Annotated in this window: 14 protein-coding genes; 11 read left to right on the top strand and 3 right to left on the bottom strand. The window is 56.5% G+C overall.

Annotation, left to right across the window (positions count from 1 at the left end):
• Window position 1: 1 nt before the first annotated feature.
• Entirely contained in the window at window positions 2-1990 is a 1989-nt protein-coding gene (locus tag ACXAET_RS07860) for a CocE/NonD family hydrolase (RefSeq protein ID WP_475183555.1), read from the top strand.
• 12 nt (window positions 1991-2002) lie between these two features.
• On the opposite strand, the gene ACXAET_RS07855 is transcribed toward ACXAET_RS07860, so the two are convergent.
• The gene (locus ACXAET_RS07855; RefSeq protein WP_475183553.1) at window positions 2003-2929 is read right to left on the bottom strand and encodes a LysR family transcriptional regulator; all 927 of its coding nucleotides are present in this window, start codon (window positions 2927-2929) and stop codon (window positions 2003-2005) included.
• 104 nt (window positions 2930-3033) lie between these two features.
• Between ACXAET_RS07855 and ACXAET_RS07850 the strand changes: the two genes are divergently transcribed.
• The 10 genes from ACXAET_RS07850 to ACXAET_RS07805 all read left to right on the top strand — a co-directional run bounded on the left by ACXAET_RS07850 (window position 3034) and on the right by ACXAET_RS07805 (window position 14259).
• Complete coding sequence (locus ACXAET_RS07850) at window positions 3034-4095, top strand: maleylacetate reductase (protein ID WP_475183551.1); 1062 nt, start codon at window positions 3034-3036, stop codon at window positions 4093-4095.
• A gap of 25 nt (window positions 4096-4120) precedes the next feature.
• A complete protein-coding gene (locus ACXAET_RS07845; protein ID WP_475183549.1) occupies window positions 4121-5395 on the top strand; it encodes an ABC transporter substrate-binding protein in 1275 nt (424 codons plus the stop codon).
• A gap of 45 nt (window positions 5396-5440) precedes the next feature.
• Window positions 5441-6160, top strand: coding sequence for an ABC transporter ATP-binding protein (locus ACXAET_RS07840; protein WP_475183547.1), 720 nt, complete (start codon window positions 5441-5443; stop codon window positions 6158-6160).
• A complete protein-coding gene (locus tag ACXAET_RS07835) occupies window positions 6160-6870 on the top strand; it encodes an ABC transporter ATP-binding protein (protein WP_224889469.1) in 711 nt (236 codons plus the stop codon). Before ACXAET_RS07840 ends, ACXAET_RS07835 begins: the two co-directional genes overlap by 1 nt.
• Entirely contained in the window at window positions 6867-7730 is an 864-nt protein-coding gene (locus tag ACXAET_RS07830) for a branched-chain amino acid ABC transporter permease (RefSeq protein WP_475183544.1), read from the top strand. Before ACXAET_RS07835 ends, ACXAET_RS07830 begins: the two co-directional genes overlap by 4 nt.
• Window positions 7730-8815 carry a branched-chain amino acid ABC transporter permease gene (locus tag ACXAET_RS07825; RefSeq protein WP_475183542.1) on the top strand — a complete coding sequence of 362 codons (1086 nt, stop codon included), beginning with the start codon at window positions 7730-7732 and terminating at the stop codon, window positions 8813-8815. Before ACXAET_RS07830 ends, ACXAET_RS07825 begins: the two co-directional genes overlap by 1 nt.
• Before the next feature lie 13 nt (window positions 8816-8828).
• On the top strand, window positions 8829-10586 hold the full coding sequence (locus ACXAET_RS07820) for an FAD-dependent oxidoreductase (protein ID WP_475183540.1): 1758 nt from the start codon (window positions 8829-8831) through the stop codon (window positions 10584-10586).
• Between the two features lie 39 nt (window positions 10587-10625).
• Complete coding sequence (locus tag ACXAET_RS07815) at window positions 10626-11510, top strand: intradiol ring-cleavage dioxygenase (protein WP_068332476.1); 885 nt, start codon at window positions 10626-10628, stop codon at window positions 11508-11510.
• 1 nt (window position 11511) lies between these two features.
• Complete coding sequence (locus tag ACXAET_RS07810) at window positions 11512-12336, top strand: 3-oxoadipate:acetyl-CoA acetyltransferase (RefSeq protein WP_475183538.1); 825 nt, start codon at window positions 11512-11514, stop codon at window positions 12334-12336.
• Between the two features lie 330 nt (window positions 12337-12666).
• Complete coding sequence (locus tag ACXAET_RS07805; protein ID WP_475183536.1) at window positions 12667-14259, top strand: trypsin-like peptidase domain-containing protein; 1593 nt, start codon at window positions 12667-12669, stop codon at window positions 14257-14259.
• Here ACXAET_RS07805 and ACXAET_RS07800 read toward each other — a convergent pair whose 3' ends face one another.
• Together ACXAET_RS07800 and ACXAET_RS07795 are read right to left on the bottom strand one after the other, a co-directional pair.
• Entirely contained in the window at window positions 14260-15876 is a 1617-nt protein-coding gene (locus tag ACXAET_RS07800) for an MFS transporter (RefSeq protein WP_475183534.1), read from the bottom strand. It lies immediately after the preceding gene.
• Window positions 15877-15921: 45 nt separating this feature from the next.
• On the bottom strand, window positions 15922-17142 hold the full coding sequence (locus ACXAET_RS07795; protein WP_475183532.1) for an APC family permease: 1221 nt from the start codon (window positions 17140-17142) through the stop codon (window positions 15922-15924).
• Window positions 17143-17441: the final 299 nt, after the last annotated feature.

The raw sequence follows: 17441 nt of genomic DNA, 5'->3' as shown, positions 1-17441 counted from the left end.
CATGGAACGCATAGGGCGGATCAACGTGATGGGCAAAACCGACTATCCCTTTGACGTGGCAGAGACAGATCATTTGTGGATAGAAATGCCGGACGGCGTTCGGCTGGCCGCTCGGCTCTGGCGCCCCATGACGTCGGAGGCCGTGCCAGCAATTCTGGAATACATCCCCTATCGCAAAACAGATATGGTTCGCGCGCGGGATGAACGGAACCACCCCTATTTTGCCGCCCACGGATACGCCTGCATCCGGGTAGACATGAGAGGGTCTGGTGACAGTGAAGGTTACATGCCGGATATGTACGCGCAGGCAGAATTGGACGACGCGCGGGCGGTAATCGAGTGGCTGGCCGCACAGCCTTGGTGCAATGGTCGCGTCGGCATGTTCGGAACCTCCTGGGGTGGAACTGCGGCACTTCAGGCCAGTCTTGGTGCGCCCATACCGTTGAAGGCGACACTTGCCGTATGCGCCACGCATGACCGGTTCGAAGACGACATCCACTATATGGGCGGTTGTGTTTTGTCGGACACGTTCGAATGGGGGGCGACGCTGCCCTCGATTCTGGCATCGCCACCCTCACCGAATGTTGGATCAAACTGGAAAGCCCTGTGGAAAGACAGGATCGAAAACCTGACCTTTCCGCTTGAAAACTGGCTGCGCGAGAATGGTCGAGGAGAGTATTGGCGGCACGGGTCAGTCATTCACAATGCACAGGCCCTTTCCGTTCCTATTCTGTCGGTCGGGGGGTGGAGTGACCGCTATTCCAATTCCGTCATGTCGCTGGTCGATGCGCGCCCAGATCTGGTCTGGGGTGTCGTTGGCCCTTGGGGGCACCACTATCCGGATCATGGGGTGCCGGGACCCGCAATTGGATTTCAGCGGCTGGCGTTGGATTGGTGGGACTGTTGGTTGAAGTCAGACAGCCAGGAAACCCCGAATTGGCCGCGCCTGCGCGTCTGGCTGCGGGAGTTTGATGCGCCTAGTGATTCCTTGGCGGAGCGGTCCGGAAAGTGGGTTCAAGGCGGCCCGGTATCGGCGGAAGCAGATGTACGGGAACTGGAGTTTTCCAAGCTGGGACCAAAGGCTGACGATGCTCGGTGGAAGATACCCTCGGACCCGACAGTGGGACAAAACGCAGGTGATACGGGGTATTTTGGCCGTTCGGGCGGGTTGCCCCTTGATCAAAACTTGGACGACGCCTTGTCCCTGGTTTTTGAAACTGCGCCATTGGAAGAAGATTGTTTTATCTATGGTGCCGCGACTTTGGGACTGTCTGGCGAAACGAAGGGTGAGCCGGGACAGGTCATCGCAAGGCTTAGTGATGTGAACCCGGATGGTGTAGCCGCGCGGATCAGCTATGGCATTCGCAACCTTTCGCTCAACGACGATCTGGATCACGACCCGGCCAACGCAAAGGCAGCGGAATTTAACGCGGAAGTCCGACTTCATTCGACGGCCTATCGTGTGCGCAAAGGCCACAGTATCCGACTGGCTTTGTCTTCGTCTTACTGGCCCCTTCTTCACGCCGCAGCAAGATCAGACGACATCAAGCTGGATACTGCGGTGCTAAGGCTACCTCTACTGATGCGTGAGCCAGCTGAATTGGAAAACCCCTTGCCTCTGACTCAAGACCTGCCTTTGCGGAAAACTCATCAAACCCGATCGTTCGAGCCACTTGAACGTTGGCAGAATGGACGTGGACATGAGGTAGAGATGGGTTGGCATCAACCCTTAATGACGACGGAATTTCCGCAGACCAAAACGGTATTCAGCTATGAAACCAGTATGTCTCATCGCTTGGATATGACGGACACGATAGCGCATGAAACGAAAGTTCATCACAGGATGCTGTTTGAACGTGCTAACGGAACTGCGGAAGTCTCGATTGCGTTAACCGCGAGGTCTGTCCTTGGCGTCACAACAGTGGACGCCGAATTGAACGTGACATGGGACGGCCAGCCTTTTGCAAGTCGGCAGTGGTGTATACTCTGACGCAAACCTTTGTTACGCCTTGCATATCAACCGGTCCAGCAGTTCGAATTTCCGCTCGACAAAAGCCAGAAACCGATTGGAGGTCGCCGACATTCGGCGATCGCGACGCATGACACATCCCAAATGGCGGTCCGGGTCCCCGATTTTAATCGGTAAGGATGTCATCATATTCTGCCGTTGCATCATGAAAACGACCGAAAATGGCAGGACTGTCAGTGAATCCGATCCCGCCAGAACGTTAACAACAGCACTCAGCGAGCCTCCGGTGAAACTGATCTTCAGTTCCCGCACACCTATGCCGTCCAACGTATTCCTTAGGTCGCGGAACAGCGGGCTGTTCGCTGGCGGAGCAATCCAGGAATAGTCGGTGATGTCCTCTAGCTTAACTTCGGATTTGCGCGCCAATGGATGACCGACACGGCAAGCAATGACGTTTCTGCCGGGCAGGATTTGCCGGAACTCATACTCTTCTGATAGGTCGGCTGGCCGAATTGGAAGAATTGCCACATCAAGCGTTTCGCTGGAAATCTTGGACAACAGCTCGGCGGGGTAGCCATATGACTGATCGATCCGGATGTTTGGATGCTCGGCCTGGAATTCTGCGATAACACTAGAGATAACGCCATCCATGAAGATCGGCGTACCCGCAACCCGGACTGCACCGGACAGCCCTTGACGATGCTCATCCACCAGCCGGCCGGCGTGTCGGCCCGCCTCAAGGATCCTTTTGCCTTCCTGTGCAAGTGCCAGTCCAAGTTCTGTCGGCTGAAGCGGTCTTCGGGCTGCAAGAAACAGGGGCTCGCCCACGCGGTCTTCCAGCAGGGAAACACTCCGTGAAACACTTGGCTGTGATTTTCCCAGCAAGGCGGCGCCTTCGGTCAGCCCACCGGACTCAACAATAGCTGCAAGGATTTCAAGATGTCTTGGGTCGAGCTTCATAACCCAAAGTTATATTGATCGTCCAAAATTCGATCAAGAGTGAATTCGCAGCCTGATAGGGTTTCCTTAACACGATAAGTCCGCGCACGTCAGGAAGCTTTTCAATGGCTCTTAGCATCACCAGCATTAATGGTCAGAAGGTCCGGTTTGGTGTTGGTTTGCGTAACGACATTTGTTCCGAGCTGTCAGAGCTGGGGTCTAAAAAGGTGCTGGTGCTTTCGACACCTCAGCAGGTGGATATGGCGATGGAATTGGCGACTGCGATTGGTAATCGTGCGTCGGGCCTCTTCACTCGCGCAACGATGCACACACCGGTCGACGTGACCGAAGAAGCGGTTGAGCATGCCCTGTCAATTCAAGCCGATAGCCTAGTCTCAATTGGCGGTGGGTCGACCATCGGTTTAGGCAAGGCAATTGCTCTGCGCACCGGGTTGCCGCAGATCGCGATCCCAACAACCTATGCCGGGAGCGAGGCCACCCCGATCCTGGGACAGACGGAGGGTGGAGTAAAGACAACTCTGACAGATGCGAAGGTTCTGCCACGCGTCATTCTGTACGATCCCGAACTTGTCGCGTCACTGCCGCCTGCGATGACCGTGACCAGCGCCTTGAACGCCATGGCCCACGCAGCCGAAGCGCTGTACGCCAAGGACCGCACGGATCAGACGACCGAACTTGCCGTTGATGGTCTCAAAGCATTTGCCGAGGGTTTGCCAAACGTTGTCGAAAACCCAGGCGATCTAAAGGCGCGAGAAGAAACGCAACGTGGGGCATGGGCTTGCGGCACCGTTCTTGGTCAGGTTGGAATGGCGCTGCATCACAAGCTCTGTCACACGCTGGGCGGCTCTTTCAACCTGCCGCATGCCGAGACCCACGCAATCGTTCTGCCGCATGCCATTGCTTACAACGCTGTGGGTGTGCCTGAACTGCTGACGCCGGTCTCGGAAATACTGGATGGTGGCGAGCCGGGGCAGGCGCTTTGGGATTTTGCCAAGAAAATGGGCGCGCCAATTGCTTTGAAGGATCTTGGAATTTCCGAAGCCGATCTGGATCGCGCGACCGAGATTGCACTCAGGAACCCGTATTGGAACCCACGGCCAATTACCGCTGATGGGTTGCGGGTGCTGCTGCAAAACGCCTGGGCTGGAAACGCCCCTGGCATTTGAGTTCACCGTGTCAAGGGAGGGACACATGATCACAAGACGCAAACTGCTACAATCCAGCGCTGCAACCGGCCTTGGCCTTGCCGCTGGCGCACTGGCCGCACCTGCAATCGCGCAGGGGGCAAAAATCAAACTTGGATATGTCAGCCCTCAGTCCGGTCCGTTGGCCGCGTTTTCCGAGGCGGACAAATTCATTCTGGACAACTTTGCCGCGTCGGAGGCCGGCGCGAATTTTGAAGTCATTGTCAAAGACAGCCAATCAAACCCGAACCGGGCCGCGGATGTCGCGGGTGAATTGATTGTAGATGATGAGATTGACCTGATGCTTGTCGCCTCAACGCCCGAAACGACGAACCCAGTCGCCGCGACATGCGAGGCCGAAGAGATGCCCTGCATTTCAACCGTCGCCCCGTGGCAGCCGTGGTTCATCGGGCAGCAAGGCAACCCTGGCGATCCGTCAAGCTGGGAACCCTTCTATTACGCCTACCACTTCTTCTGGGGTCTGGAAGATGTGATTTCAGTTTTCACTGCAATGTGGGGACAGTTGGAGACCAACAAGCAAGTTGGCGGCCTGTTCCCCAACGACGGTGACGGCAACGCTTGGGGTGATCCGAATGTTGGCTTCCCGCCTGTATTGTCCGAACTGGGATACACCCTGACGGACCCCGGGCGTTATCAAAACCTGACCGACGACTTCTCGGCCCAGATCAACGCGTTCCGACAGGCGAATGTTGAAATCGTAACCGGCGTTCCGATCCCGCCCGATTTCACGACATTCTGGAGCCAGGCCAAACAGCAAGGGTTCACACCCAAGGCCGCAAGCATCGGCAAAGCGATCCTGTTTCCGCAAGCAGTCGAGGCATTGGGCACCGCAGGCAACAACTTGAGTTCCGAAGTATGGTGGTCTCCGACGCATCCATTCTCCTCCTCGTTGACGGGATCGAGTTCGGCGGAACTGGCACAAGGCTACATGGCCGCGACTAACCGGCAATGGACCCAACCCATCGGCTTTGTGCATGCGCTGTTCGAAATGGCAGCCAATGTCATGGGCCGCGTCGATGATGCCGGTGACGGAGACGCCGTGGCGGAAGCAATTGCTGCAACGCAGTTGGAGTCGATCGTTGGCCGGATCGCGTTTGATGGCGCGGGACTGCCACCCTTTGCCGCGAAGAACGTCGCAAAAACGCCGTTGGTCGGAGGGCAGTGGCGATTGCTTGACGATGGCAGCTACGACCTTGTGATCGTCGACAATTCTTCAGCGCCCGAGATTCCAACAGCCGGCGTCATGGAAGAAATCTCCTGATCAATTCAAAACCAAAGCCCCGATTTCCGGGGCAGGACTACCGGTATGACAATTCTTTCACTTAGAAACGTCTCGAAAAGCTTCGGAGCTTTGACCGTTGCAGACGACGTCAGTTTTGACGTTGCGGCGGGGCAGGCGCTTGGGATCATTGGTCCCAATGGCGCAGGTAAATCGACGCTGTTCAATTTGATTACCGGTAATTTGACGTCTGATGCGGGGTCTATCCATTTCGATGGGGCTGACGTGACCCGCGTTCCGCCTATGCAGCGGTGCCTGTCTGGGATTGGGCGCTCATTCCAAATTCCTCAGCCCTTCGATCACTTGACCGTCTTTGAAAACCTACTTGTTGCCGCAACACACGGGCAGGGCAAGTCGGAACACGAGGTCGAACAAGACTGCGTGCGAATTCTGGAACAGACAGAAATGTCGGAGGTGGCGAATGACCCTGCAGGGGGTCTGCGGCTGTTGCAACGTAAGCGCCTGGAACTGGCGCGGGCGATGGCGACCCGCCCAAAGCTGCTGCTTTTGGATGAAATCGCCGGTGGGCTGACGGATGCCGAATGCACGGCCCTGATTGATACTATCAAAGGCCTGCACGCCAGCGGTGTGACGATCATCTGGATCGAGCATGTCCTTCATGCGCTGACATCCGTGGTCGAGCGGCTTCTGGTTCTGGATTTCGGCAAGGTAATTGGCCTGGGTGATCCGGACGAGATCATGAACAGCCGCGAAGTCAAGGAAATCTATCTGGGGATCGAAGTCTGATGAGTTTGCTGGAAACCCATGCGCTGACGGCTTCTTACGGGGATTTTCAGGCCTTGTTCGGCGTGGATATCCGTCTGGAAGAGGGCGAGGCTGTTGCAATCATCGGCGCAAATGGCGCGGGAAAATCGACCCTGATGCGATCCATCTCAGGCGTTTTGATCAATGAAACAGATCAGGTGCAGTTTGACGGTCAGCCAATTGGCCACCTGACCGCGGATGAGATCATGGCGCGCGGTGTTGCAATGGTACCCGAAGGCCGTCGGTTGTTTCCTTCGCTAAGTGTCGAAGAAAACCTGCTTATTGGAACCTATGGCCGGAAAGTCGCGGGACATTGGTCGCTTGAAACAGTCTACGATCTGTTCCCGATCCTGAAAGAGCGCCGAAACCATCCGGGAACCGCACTTTCGGGCGGTCAGCAGCAGATGGTTGCGATTGGCCGTGCCCTGATGAGCAATCCGCGCGTTCTGCTTTGTGACGAAATCAGCCTTGGACTGGCCCCCGTGGTTATCAAGGACATTTACGCCGCCGTGCCCCGCATTCAGGACGCTGGGGCCAGCCTGATCGTGGTTGAACAGGATATCGGGCAAGCGATGAAAGTCTCGGATCGCGTTTACTGTATGATGGAAGGCCGTGTCACCCTAGAGGGCGCAGCGGACACGCTCAGCCGTGAGGCCATCCATGATGCCTATTTCGGAGGAGCCACCATATGATTTGGATCGACACCATCATTCAGGGTGTGCTGCTGGGGGGGCTTTATGCGCTTTTCGCTGCCGGGCTGAGCCTGGTGTTCGGGATCATGAGGCTGGTCAACCTTGCGCACGGCGACCTGATCATCTTCGCCGCTTACCTGATCCTCCTGCTTGTGTCGCTGCTGGGGCTTTCCCCATTTCTGGCAGCGATCATCGCCGCACCGATCATGTTTGGCGTCGGCTGGGCCTTGCAGCGGCATGTTCTGAACCGGGTGCTGGGGCCTGACATCCTGCCGCCCTTGCTGGTCACCTTCGGCTTGTCTGTCGTCTTGCAAAACGCTTTGCTGGAAGGGTTTTCCGCAGATAGCCAACGGCTGCCAGCTGGTGAGATCGCCACGGCCTCGGTCCAGTTGGGCGGTTTGAACCTGGGTGTGCTGCCGCTGCTGACCTTTGCTTCGGCAATTCTTGTGATCGTTGGCCTCAACCAGCTTTTCTATCGCACCGAACTGGGCCGAGCCTTCCGTGCGACATCAGATGATGCCGTTACCGCCGGTCTGATGGGAATCCGCCCGGAACGCATATTTGCCACCGCAACCGCGATTGCGATGCTGGTGGTGACGCTGGCGGCCCTCTATCTGGGAATGCGCGCGAACTTCGACCCCAATATCGGCCCTGCACGTCTGATCTATGCGTTCGAAGCGGTGATCATCGGTGGGCTGGGCAGCCTGTGGGGTACGCTTGTGGGCGGTGTCATCATCGGCGTCGCGCAAACGCTTGGTGCCGCGATCAATCCAGAATGGCAAATCCTGGCTGGTCATCTGGCCTTTCTCATCGTGCTTCTGATCAAACCCAGAGGCCTGTTTCCAAGGGCGGTGGACTGATGGCTGATATCCCGATGTATCGCGTCAGGACGCAAACGCGCGCCTCATACAGTGCCGGGGCAGTCTGCGTCGTCTTGATCGCAGTGTTCATCCTGCTGCCCGCCTTTGCCGGCAGGGGTCTGATCCAGGACCTGTTTTTCATCTTCACGATGCTGGTGCTGGCGCAGTTCTGGAACCTGCTTGCGGGCTATGGTGGTCTTGTTTCCGTGGGTCAGCAGGCCTTTGTGGGCATGGGGGCTTACGCCATGTTCGGTGGCGTGATCCTTTGGGGCATGGACCCAGTTCCCGCGATCCTTCTGGGCGGAGTTGCGGCCTTGGTTGTCGCCATTCCCACGGCGTTCTTCGCCTTCCGCCTGCAAGGGGCGTACTTCGCCATCGGCACATGGGTGATCGCCGAGGTGATGCGCCTGCTGGTCGCCCAATGGAAGCTGCTGGGTGGCGGCACCGGCACCTCTCTGCCGCGCACGGCAACGCGTGAGATGTGGGCGACCGAGTGGATACAGGCCACCTTTGATGTCCGAGGGGCTGCTGCGCGGGATATCCTGACATACTGGTTGGCTCTTGGGTTGGTGATTGCCACGATTGCCGGCATCTATTGGCTGCTGCGAACCAAGCGCGGTCTGGCGCTGGCCGCTGTGCGCGACAATGTCGAAGCCGCCAAATCGGTCGGCGTTGATGCGGCGCGGATGAAATGGCTGGTCTACCTTGTCTCAGCAATGGGAACCGGCCTGACCGGAGCATTGATCTATGTTCAAAAGGTCCGCATTTCGCCCGACGCTGCTTTCTCGGTCACCGATTGGACGGCCTACGTGATCTTCATCGTCGTAATCGGGGGGATCGGCACAATCGAAGGACCGATCCTTGGCGTGCTCGTATTCTTTATCCTGCAAAGTCTGCTTGCGGATTACGGTTCTTGGTACCTCATGGTTCTGGGGCTGATCGGGATCGTGGTCATGCTCTTTGCTCCGCGCGGTCTGTGGGGGCTGATCTCTGAAAAAACCGGGCTGCAACTGTTCCCCGTACGCCGTCGCCTTGTGCTGACCAACCCGCAAGACGGCGCCAACACATCAAAAACTGACAAATAGAAGGAAGCGCAACATGGCCACCATCACAACAGATGTTTTGATCATTGGCACTGGCCCGGCGGGATCAGCCACGGCGGCTTTGCTGGCAAGCTATGGCATCGAGAATATGGTCATCAACCGCTATCGCTGGTTGGCCAATACACCGCGGGCGCACATAACCAACCAGCGCACGATGGAGGTTTTGCGGGATCTCGGGCACGAGGTCGAGGCCGAAGCCTATATGCATGCCGCGCATCAGGATCTGATGGGTGAAAACGTGTTCTGCGAAAGCCTGGCCGGTGAAGAAATCGGGCGGATGAAAAGCTGGGGCAATCATCCGCTTTCGAAGGCTGAACATCTGCTGTCCAGCCCGACCATGATGAATGACCTGCCGCAAACCTTCATGGAACCTATCCTGTTCGGCACTGCCTGTCGTCGTGGAACGCAGGCACGAATGAGCACAGAATACCTGAGCCACGAACAGGATGAAGACGGTGTCACGACCACATGTCTAGATCGCCTGTCGGGCGAGACCCTTACGGTGCGGTCGAAATACCTGGTGGGTGCCGATGGTGGTAACTCGCTTGTTGCCGAACATGAGGGTCTGCCGTTTGAGGGGCAGATGGGTGTCGGCGGGTCGATGAATATTCTGTTCCGCGCTGACCTCAGCAAATACGTGGCGCATCGCCCGTCGGTGCTTTACTGGGTAATGCAACCCGGCGCAAATGTGGGCGGTATCGGCATGGGTTTGGTGCGGATGGTCAGGCCGTGGAACGAGTGGCTGATTGTCTGGGGCTATGACATCAATCAACCAGCGCCCGAGGTCGATGAGGCCATGGCAACGCAGGTTGCACGCCAGCTTGTTGGTGATCCCGAGCTTGAGATCGAGCTGATCAGTGCCAACACGTGGACCGTCAACAACATGTACGCCACGCATATGCAGAAAGATCGCGTGTTTATCATGGGCGACGCGGCTCATCGTCACCCGCCCTCGAACGGGTTGGGCTCGAACACGTCGATCCAGGACAGCTTTAACCTGGCTTGGAAACTGGCTGCCGTTCTGAAAGGACATGCCGGGGCAGAGTTGCTGGACAGCTACAGTGAAGAACGCGCGCCGGTTGCCAAGCAGATTGTCACGCGGGCCAACCAATCTATTGGCGAATTCGGACCCATTTTTGAAGCGCTCGGAATGGCCGAAGGGGTTGATCCGGAGGTTATGCAAAGCAACCTTGAGGCACGCACCGGCTCAACACCCGACGCACAGGCCCAGCGGCAGGCGATCCGCGAGGCCATTGCGTTCAAGAAGTACGAGTTTGATGCGCATGGCGTCGAAATGAACCAGCGCTACGATTCCTGCGCGGTTGAAAAAGACGGCCAACCTGATCCCGGCTTCGAAAAAGACGCCGAGCTGCATTATCAGCCGACAACATGGCCGGGTGCGCGCATTCCGCATGTCTGGGTTTTTGATCACGACACGGGCAACAAGCATTCAACGTTGGATCTGTGCGGTCGAGGCGAGTTCACAATTTTCACCGGCATAGGCGGCGAAGCGTGGGTGGCAGCAGCCCGGGCCGTGTCGGCTGAGTTCGGAATGCCCATCCGGTGCCATGTCATTGGGCCGCGCCAAACCTATGTTGACCATACAGGGGATTGGGCAAGAGCATCCGAAATCTCAGATACCGGCTGTTTGCTGGTTCGTCCCGATCAACATGTTGCGTGGCGTTCTGCAGAATTGCCCGCCGATGCCGAAGCCGAATTAAGACGTGCGCTGAGCGCAATCCTTTCGCGCTGAGCGAAGTCGGATCAAGCTTACACAGGTTTGGAGGTTACAATGGAAACGCATGAGTTGGGATACTTTACCGAGGAAAACTCGGCCGAGGTTGTTTCTGCGCGCAACAAGAATGCGGAAAGCGAGCGGCTCAAACAGGTGATGGAGGTTGTTATCCGCAAGCTTCATGAAGCCGTAAAAGAAATTGAACCCACACAGGAGGAGTGGTTCGAGGCGATTATGTTCCTGACCAAGGTGGGGCATATGTGCGACGACTGGCGGCAGGAATACATTCTGCTTTCTGACGTGCTGGGTGTGTCGATGTTGGTGGACGCCGTAAACTCGCGTCGTCCGACCGGAGCCTCAGAAAACACCGTGCTCGGCCCCTTCCATGTGGGCGGCGCGCCGGAATACGAGATGGGGCACAATATCTGCCTTGACCAGAAGGGCGAGGACATGGTCGTTCGTGGGCGTGTCACCGATGTGGACGGCAATCCGCTGGAAGGCGTCAAGATTGATGTCTGGCAGGCCAATGACGACGGTTTCTACGACGTCCAGCAAAAGGGTATCCAGCCAGATTTCAACCTGCGCGGCGTCTTTACGACCGGGGCGGACGGGACCTATTGGTTCCGCGCTGTTCGGCCCAAGAACTATTCGATCCCAGATGACGGCCCGGTTGCCGACCTGTTGCATCGCCTTGGGCGGCACACCTACCGGCCCGCGCATCTACACTATATCGTCTCGAAAGAGGGGTTTGATGATCTGACGACCCATATCTTTGATCCTGATGACGAATACATAAACTCGGACGCGGTTTTTGGGGTAAAAGAAAGCCTGATTGCTGAATTCAAGCGGGTCGATGACCCGGCGAGGTCAAAAGAGGTTGGCTTTGACGGGCCATATTGGGATGTTGAGTTCGACTTTGTACTCGCACCAAAAGAGGCATAAAATGGCGGAACCGTGTATCATATGTGTGGCAATTACAGGGTCTGTGCCCACCAAGGCTGACAATCCAGCCGTTCCCACAACTGTGGAAGAACAAATCGAAAGCACGCAGGAAGCGTTCGAGGCAGGGGCCGCGATCTGTCACGCCCATGTGCGCAACGACGACGAAACGCCCTCGAGCGATCCTGAGAAATTTGCCCGGCTGAAAGAAGGGCTGGAAAAGCACTGCCCCGGTATGATCATCCAGTTTTCCACTGGCGGGCGTTCCGGCGCGGGCAAGACACGTGGCGGCATGCTGCCGTTGCGGCCGGATATGGCCTCGTTATCTGTTGGATCGAACAATTTCCCAACGCGCGTTTATGAAAACCCGCCTGACCTTGTTGATTGGCTCGCGGCTGAGATGATTGAGTATGATGTCAAGCCAGAGATTGAAGCCTTTGATCTGAGCCACATCCTGATGGCTGCCGAGATGCACAAAAAGGGAAAGATAAAGGATACGCCTTATGTGCAGTTCGTGATGGGTGTCAAAAACGCGATGCCAGCTGATCGGGACGTGTTCGACTTTTACGTCAAAACGGTGAACAGGTTGTTCCCCGGAGCACCGTGGTGCGCGGCCGGGATTGGTCCGAAGCAGATCGTATTGAACGATTGGGCAATCTCTTCGGGCGGGCACGCCAGAACAGGTTTGGAAGACAACGTTCGAATGGACAGAAATACTCTGGCCCCGTCAAATGCCGCTTTGGTCGAATGCGCTGCAAACATCTGCGCGCAGTACGAACGCCCGGTCGCGACACCTGCACAAGCCCGGGCAATACTCGGGTTGGCTTGAGGCTGATCTGTCACGGTCAGCATGGCAAAGGAGCGATCCGTCGCTCCTTACATCAGTGATTAATCAGGCGCGCCAATCTGCCAGTGGCGAAGCTCTGGTTCTCAGCGGCGAAAATCTGCCGCGTAGACGTAGGCAGGGTCAGGGTTTCGTCAGATAGTGTTCATGCACTGGCACTTGATTGCATTGAAGGCTTTCCTTTGGGCTGCGCTGTTTCAGTTTCGCGGCATTTTGCGTGTATTCCGAAGCCGACTCTAAAGACTGGGACGACAGCATTCGAAACGCCGTAAACGCATGTTAAAGTGGCACTGCATCCTTTGACAGGGGACTTGCATGCGGAAAACCGACGGGAACGGAGAAACACCACTGCCCAACGTCAGAGGCGGAAACGTCCGCGCGTTTTTAGAAAGCCTGACCGGACCGTCGCGCGGAAACGTAACCTGGCTTGTCGACAATGCCCTGACCGTATCGGTTGGTGAGAACAGAGCAATCAGCTTGCGCCTGAAAGATGACATGCCGCCCCATGACAACGATGTTGCCGCGCTACAATGGGTCGGCGATGGCTACTCGGTTACCGCGCCTTCTGGCAGCAGTGTTTGGGTCAATGGGCGATTGGTTTCGTCGGAACGCCTTAGACCCGGCGACATGATCGAGTTTGGTGAAAAAGGTCCGATGACCCGGTACAGAATATGCAACCACGTATTCCCCAGACGTCATACCGTCGAAGATATTCTGAGTGACGCGTATGCCTATGCCCGATCCAGCAGACGGCCCTTTGCAAAACGGATGTCCGGTGCGCTGCGCGACAGTGGGCGGCGGCTAGCATCGCAGACCACCATCCTGTTCCGCATCACGGTCGTTGCTGCCTTGTTCCTGATCGCAGGACTTGTGTTCCTTCTCTATCAAAACGACCAGAGGTTGGCGGAAAGTATCGATGAGGAGTCTCGCAAAATCGAAGCCGTTGCCGTCATGCTTGCGCAGACCCGAGAGGACGCGCTGACACCGGAAGACCTGAATACGCTGAGAAACGCGTTTGAAAATCAGGTCATCTCGACCGAGCAGCGGCTTGGGACGCTGGAACAGCGCGCGGGCGCACCAACGCGGGTAATTACTGCCTCAACGCGGTCCGTTGCATTCATTCAAGGGGCGTACGGGTTGCGCCATATCGAAAGCGGAAAGCTTCTGCGGCACGTCTTGGGCCCGAATGGAGAAAAGCTGCAAACCCCGTTCGGGCAACCTTGGATCGAACCGGATGGAACCGGGGAACCGGCAGAGTTTCAGTTCACAGGTACCGGCTTTTTACTTGAGGGTGTTCCGCTGATGGTCACAAACCGTCATGTCGCGTTGCCCTGGACTTCGGCAGATCGCGAAAAAGCACTGACATCTGCGGGACTTGAGGCAGAGATGTTGAATTTACTGGCCTTTTTGCCCGGTGAAACCGAACCAATACAAGCGCATTTGGATAAGTACAGCGAAACGGCCGATTTGGCCCTGTTGTCAGTGGATGCGAACCGTGTGCAGGGGCTGGGGCTACCCTTGTCGGATGCCGCGCCGCGTGCGGGTGAAGAGGTTTACTTGCTGGGCTATCCAACGGGTTTGAAGGCCTTGATCGCACAAGCAGGGCCGGGATTTCTACAAACGCTTGAGAAGGAGGGAACACTTAACTTCTGGTCAATCGCTTCTCGGCTCTCTACGGAAGGCAAGATCCAACCACTTGCCAGCCGCGGAATCGTTGCACGAACAAGTCCGGGTTCCGTTGTCTATGACGCCGAAACTACGACCGGTGGCAGTGGGGGGCCGGCCCTGAACCGCAGGGGTGAGGTCGTGGCAATCAATGCAGCGATTCTGCCGGAATTTGGCGGCTCGAACATCGGTGTTCCAGTTTCGGATCTTGTCGCATTGCTGGATGAAACCGTAGGTCAGTAGTCATTCGCGTGTTTGGAAGCGGGAGTTTTGGACAAGCAAAACCATGGCCAACGGTACAATCACCGAAATCAAGGCAACGGCAATCAACAGGTATCCAAGTTCGCTGTAATCCGCGGTTGAGGTTACAAGACCGGTTTCCGGGTTTGTTACCTCACGCGTAACGACGAATATTTCGTTCAGGTATTTTGTGCCCAAGCTACTGGCCGACAGGGCCATGTTGGTAAACGATGCCATGACCGCAAAGAAAGTCGCCTTCAACTGCGTGGGGGCGTTGCGCGCGATCCACGCCAGCATCGGGACCATCGCAATCTGCCCAAGCGGGGATTCTACGGCTGTATCAAGAATGGCGATGAACCTTGCGTCCACGATCCCGCCTGTGCGGGCTGCCGTCCATTCATGCACGCCGTAGTACAGCGCGAGGTTGGGCAGGGCGAGGATACCCGCAGCGATCGTGAGGACCACAACAACATGCGCAATCGAACGATTGGCCATAAAAGGCCTCAGGATGAATAGGCCAAGCAACGCGAGCAGGGATGTCAAAAGGGCCAGGATTGCGAGGAACTGTTCATCAAAGCCCAACTCGTCAATTTCAAACCAGGTCAGTCCGGGGCCGGGCAGGGGGACGGCGCGGAACACGAATATGATTGTTGCCGTCCCAATCAGGGCTTTCGCCTGTGCTGGCTCCAGCTCTTTTAGCAGGCGCGACATGAGGTAGAGGATGACCGCTAGGGACACCACGAAAATAGTCTCTTGCGCAAATGCGAATTCCGCTGTTCCCAGCGTTATGCTGAGTGCAACAAACGCGAGGCCACCCAGCAAGATCGACCATTTGACCTCGGTGACGTCTTCGGGGCCGTGTGCTGGGTGACCCTGGAGGCGGCGCTGGCGCTGGATCAACGTGTGCAGCACAACGCCGCTAACCGACAGCAGCGGGATGATCAGCGCGATTAGGTAGACTTGGCCATATAGTCCAAGCCGATCCGAATTTTGCAGCTCTTCCGCACCAGAGAAAATCCATATGTTCACCGCCGCAACTGCGGCAAACCCCGAGATTATCGCAACTCTGCCCAAGGTTTGCATGGTGGTGTGCTGCGCACGGCTTTCCTCGGGTGTAAAAGGGCGGCCATCCTGGTCGACCTTTGGAACCGCTTCGACCGTCATGGCGTCGGCGACAACATCCTGGATTGCATAGCCGGAGGGGGCCAGCAGCAGGGCGACCACATACCAGTCTTCCAATGGCATCGTGCCTGACATAAGCGCCGGCGCGGTCACAAGCCCGTACATTATTACAAGCGACAATGTGATCAGTGAAGCGCCCAGCAAGATCAACAAGGATTTCCAGCGCCAGAACAGATCAACCACATGCCCCAGTGGCATTTTCAGAATCCACGGAAGCCCGGCCCAAAATGCCAGCCCGGCAACAAACGACGCGGATAAATCTAGATAGTCTTTCAGAAAAAACGCACCGACGACTGATGTCAGGCCAGAAACGCCTGCAGCAAAGTAGACCATCAACGGCGGCAGGTAAGACCACCGCAATTGCTGCGCCAGATCAACAAAGGTCCGGTGCCACCAGGTTGAAACCTGCGTTCCTATGGAAGAAGGGTCGATGCTCATATGCGTTGAAGTCGCTTGGTTGAGACTGCGGTCTGTTGCATTTACTCAAAGAAACCCGGCTGCGAAAAGCAATGAACTGGTCAAGACACCCAAGATCGGCACAATAAGAGGCACTCGAAAGTGTTTTTCGGCTGAGGCTGGTGCCCTTTTCAACAGGATCAGCGAAAGGTTGACCAAAACAAACACGCCTAGAACGATCTGCGACGTGCGTTCTGCCAGAATCCCGATTGGAAGGGTTTGGGTCAATAAAAGGATCGTTGCGACAACCAACAGCGTCGCGACGACGGGCGTGCGGGTGACCTTGGGTACAATTGCCAAGACTTTGGGTAGGTGATCGCGGTCAGCAAGCCCATAGATCACCCGTGATGCCATTATCATCTGGATCAGGACACCATTGACCGTTGCTACGATTGCGACGGCCGAAAAGCCCTTTTTGATCGCCTCGGGAGCCTCAGAGAACACCAACGCAAGTGGAGCCGCAGAGTTTGCGAGTCTATCGATAGGAACAACATTCAAAACGGTGATTGACGTGCCAAGATACAGTACCGTGGCCAGCGCGAGTGTGAGCAAGATCGCCTTGGGAATCGTGCGGGTAGGCTCTTTTACCTCTTCGGCGACATTTGCCATATCTTCAAAGCCGACGAACGCAAAAAAAGCCAGAAGCGAGGCGGCGAATATGCTTTTCCATGCGCCGGGCTCCAACGGTGGGATCATCGAAGTGACGGCATATCCCTGAGGGTCGTGTATCGACACACCCCAACCAATGACAAAAAGAAGCCCGGCAATTTCGATGATTGTTATGACGGCAGCGATGAACACGGATTCTGTGATGCCCCACAATGCGATCAGGCCCATAATCAAAACAACGCCCACAGTCAGAAGGGGTGTTCCAAAACCCGTCAAGGCATGCAGATACGAGGCGGCACCAATCGCGACCGCAGAGGCGGAAATTATTCCTGATGCCGCGACCGCAAGGCCCACAAGCACCGCCATCCAGTCCCGTTGAAATCCGGCGGCGACATAGGCGGCCTCGCCTGCGCTGACAGGATAGCGCGTTGCCAGTTCCGCGTAAGACAGCGCGGTCAGTGACACGACAAGCGCGGCAATAACAAATGAAAACGCAGCATAAGGCCCTGCGATGTCCGCTGTTGCACCAACGAGCACGTAAATTCCCGCACCGACAGTGACCCCAAGACCGTAGAGCGTCAACATCGGAGCTGTCAGCGCTCTTTTGAGTTTCTGTTCCGTTGGTGCTTCCGTGTTCATCCATTCTGCCTGTCAGGTGCTCTTCAAGTTGGTCGGCGCTAAATGCGCCTGCAGTGGTGTTTCGGTCCGCCGGTAGCGGCGCAGGCGAAATACGTGATGCGTGTCACAAATCTGAACGGCTGAGCATCAAACGTTCTGATTGACGACAAGAGGCTCTGTATTGCGCACACCGCACCCACTGTCGGGGTGGTTTTACGCCGCAAGGTCATCGCTTTAGGGTATAAGTCCGGTATGCGCATATAAATCACGACGAAACATTCATATCTTCAATGGGTGGATGCTTTTGCCGCCTTGATCTG

It is taken from the genome of Ruegeria sp. AWH4_226 (genome assembly GCF_056159225.1).
Note: the sequence above shows the minus strand (reverse complement) of the source record. Positions and strands in the feature narration are given on the sequence as shown.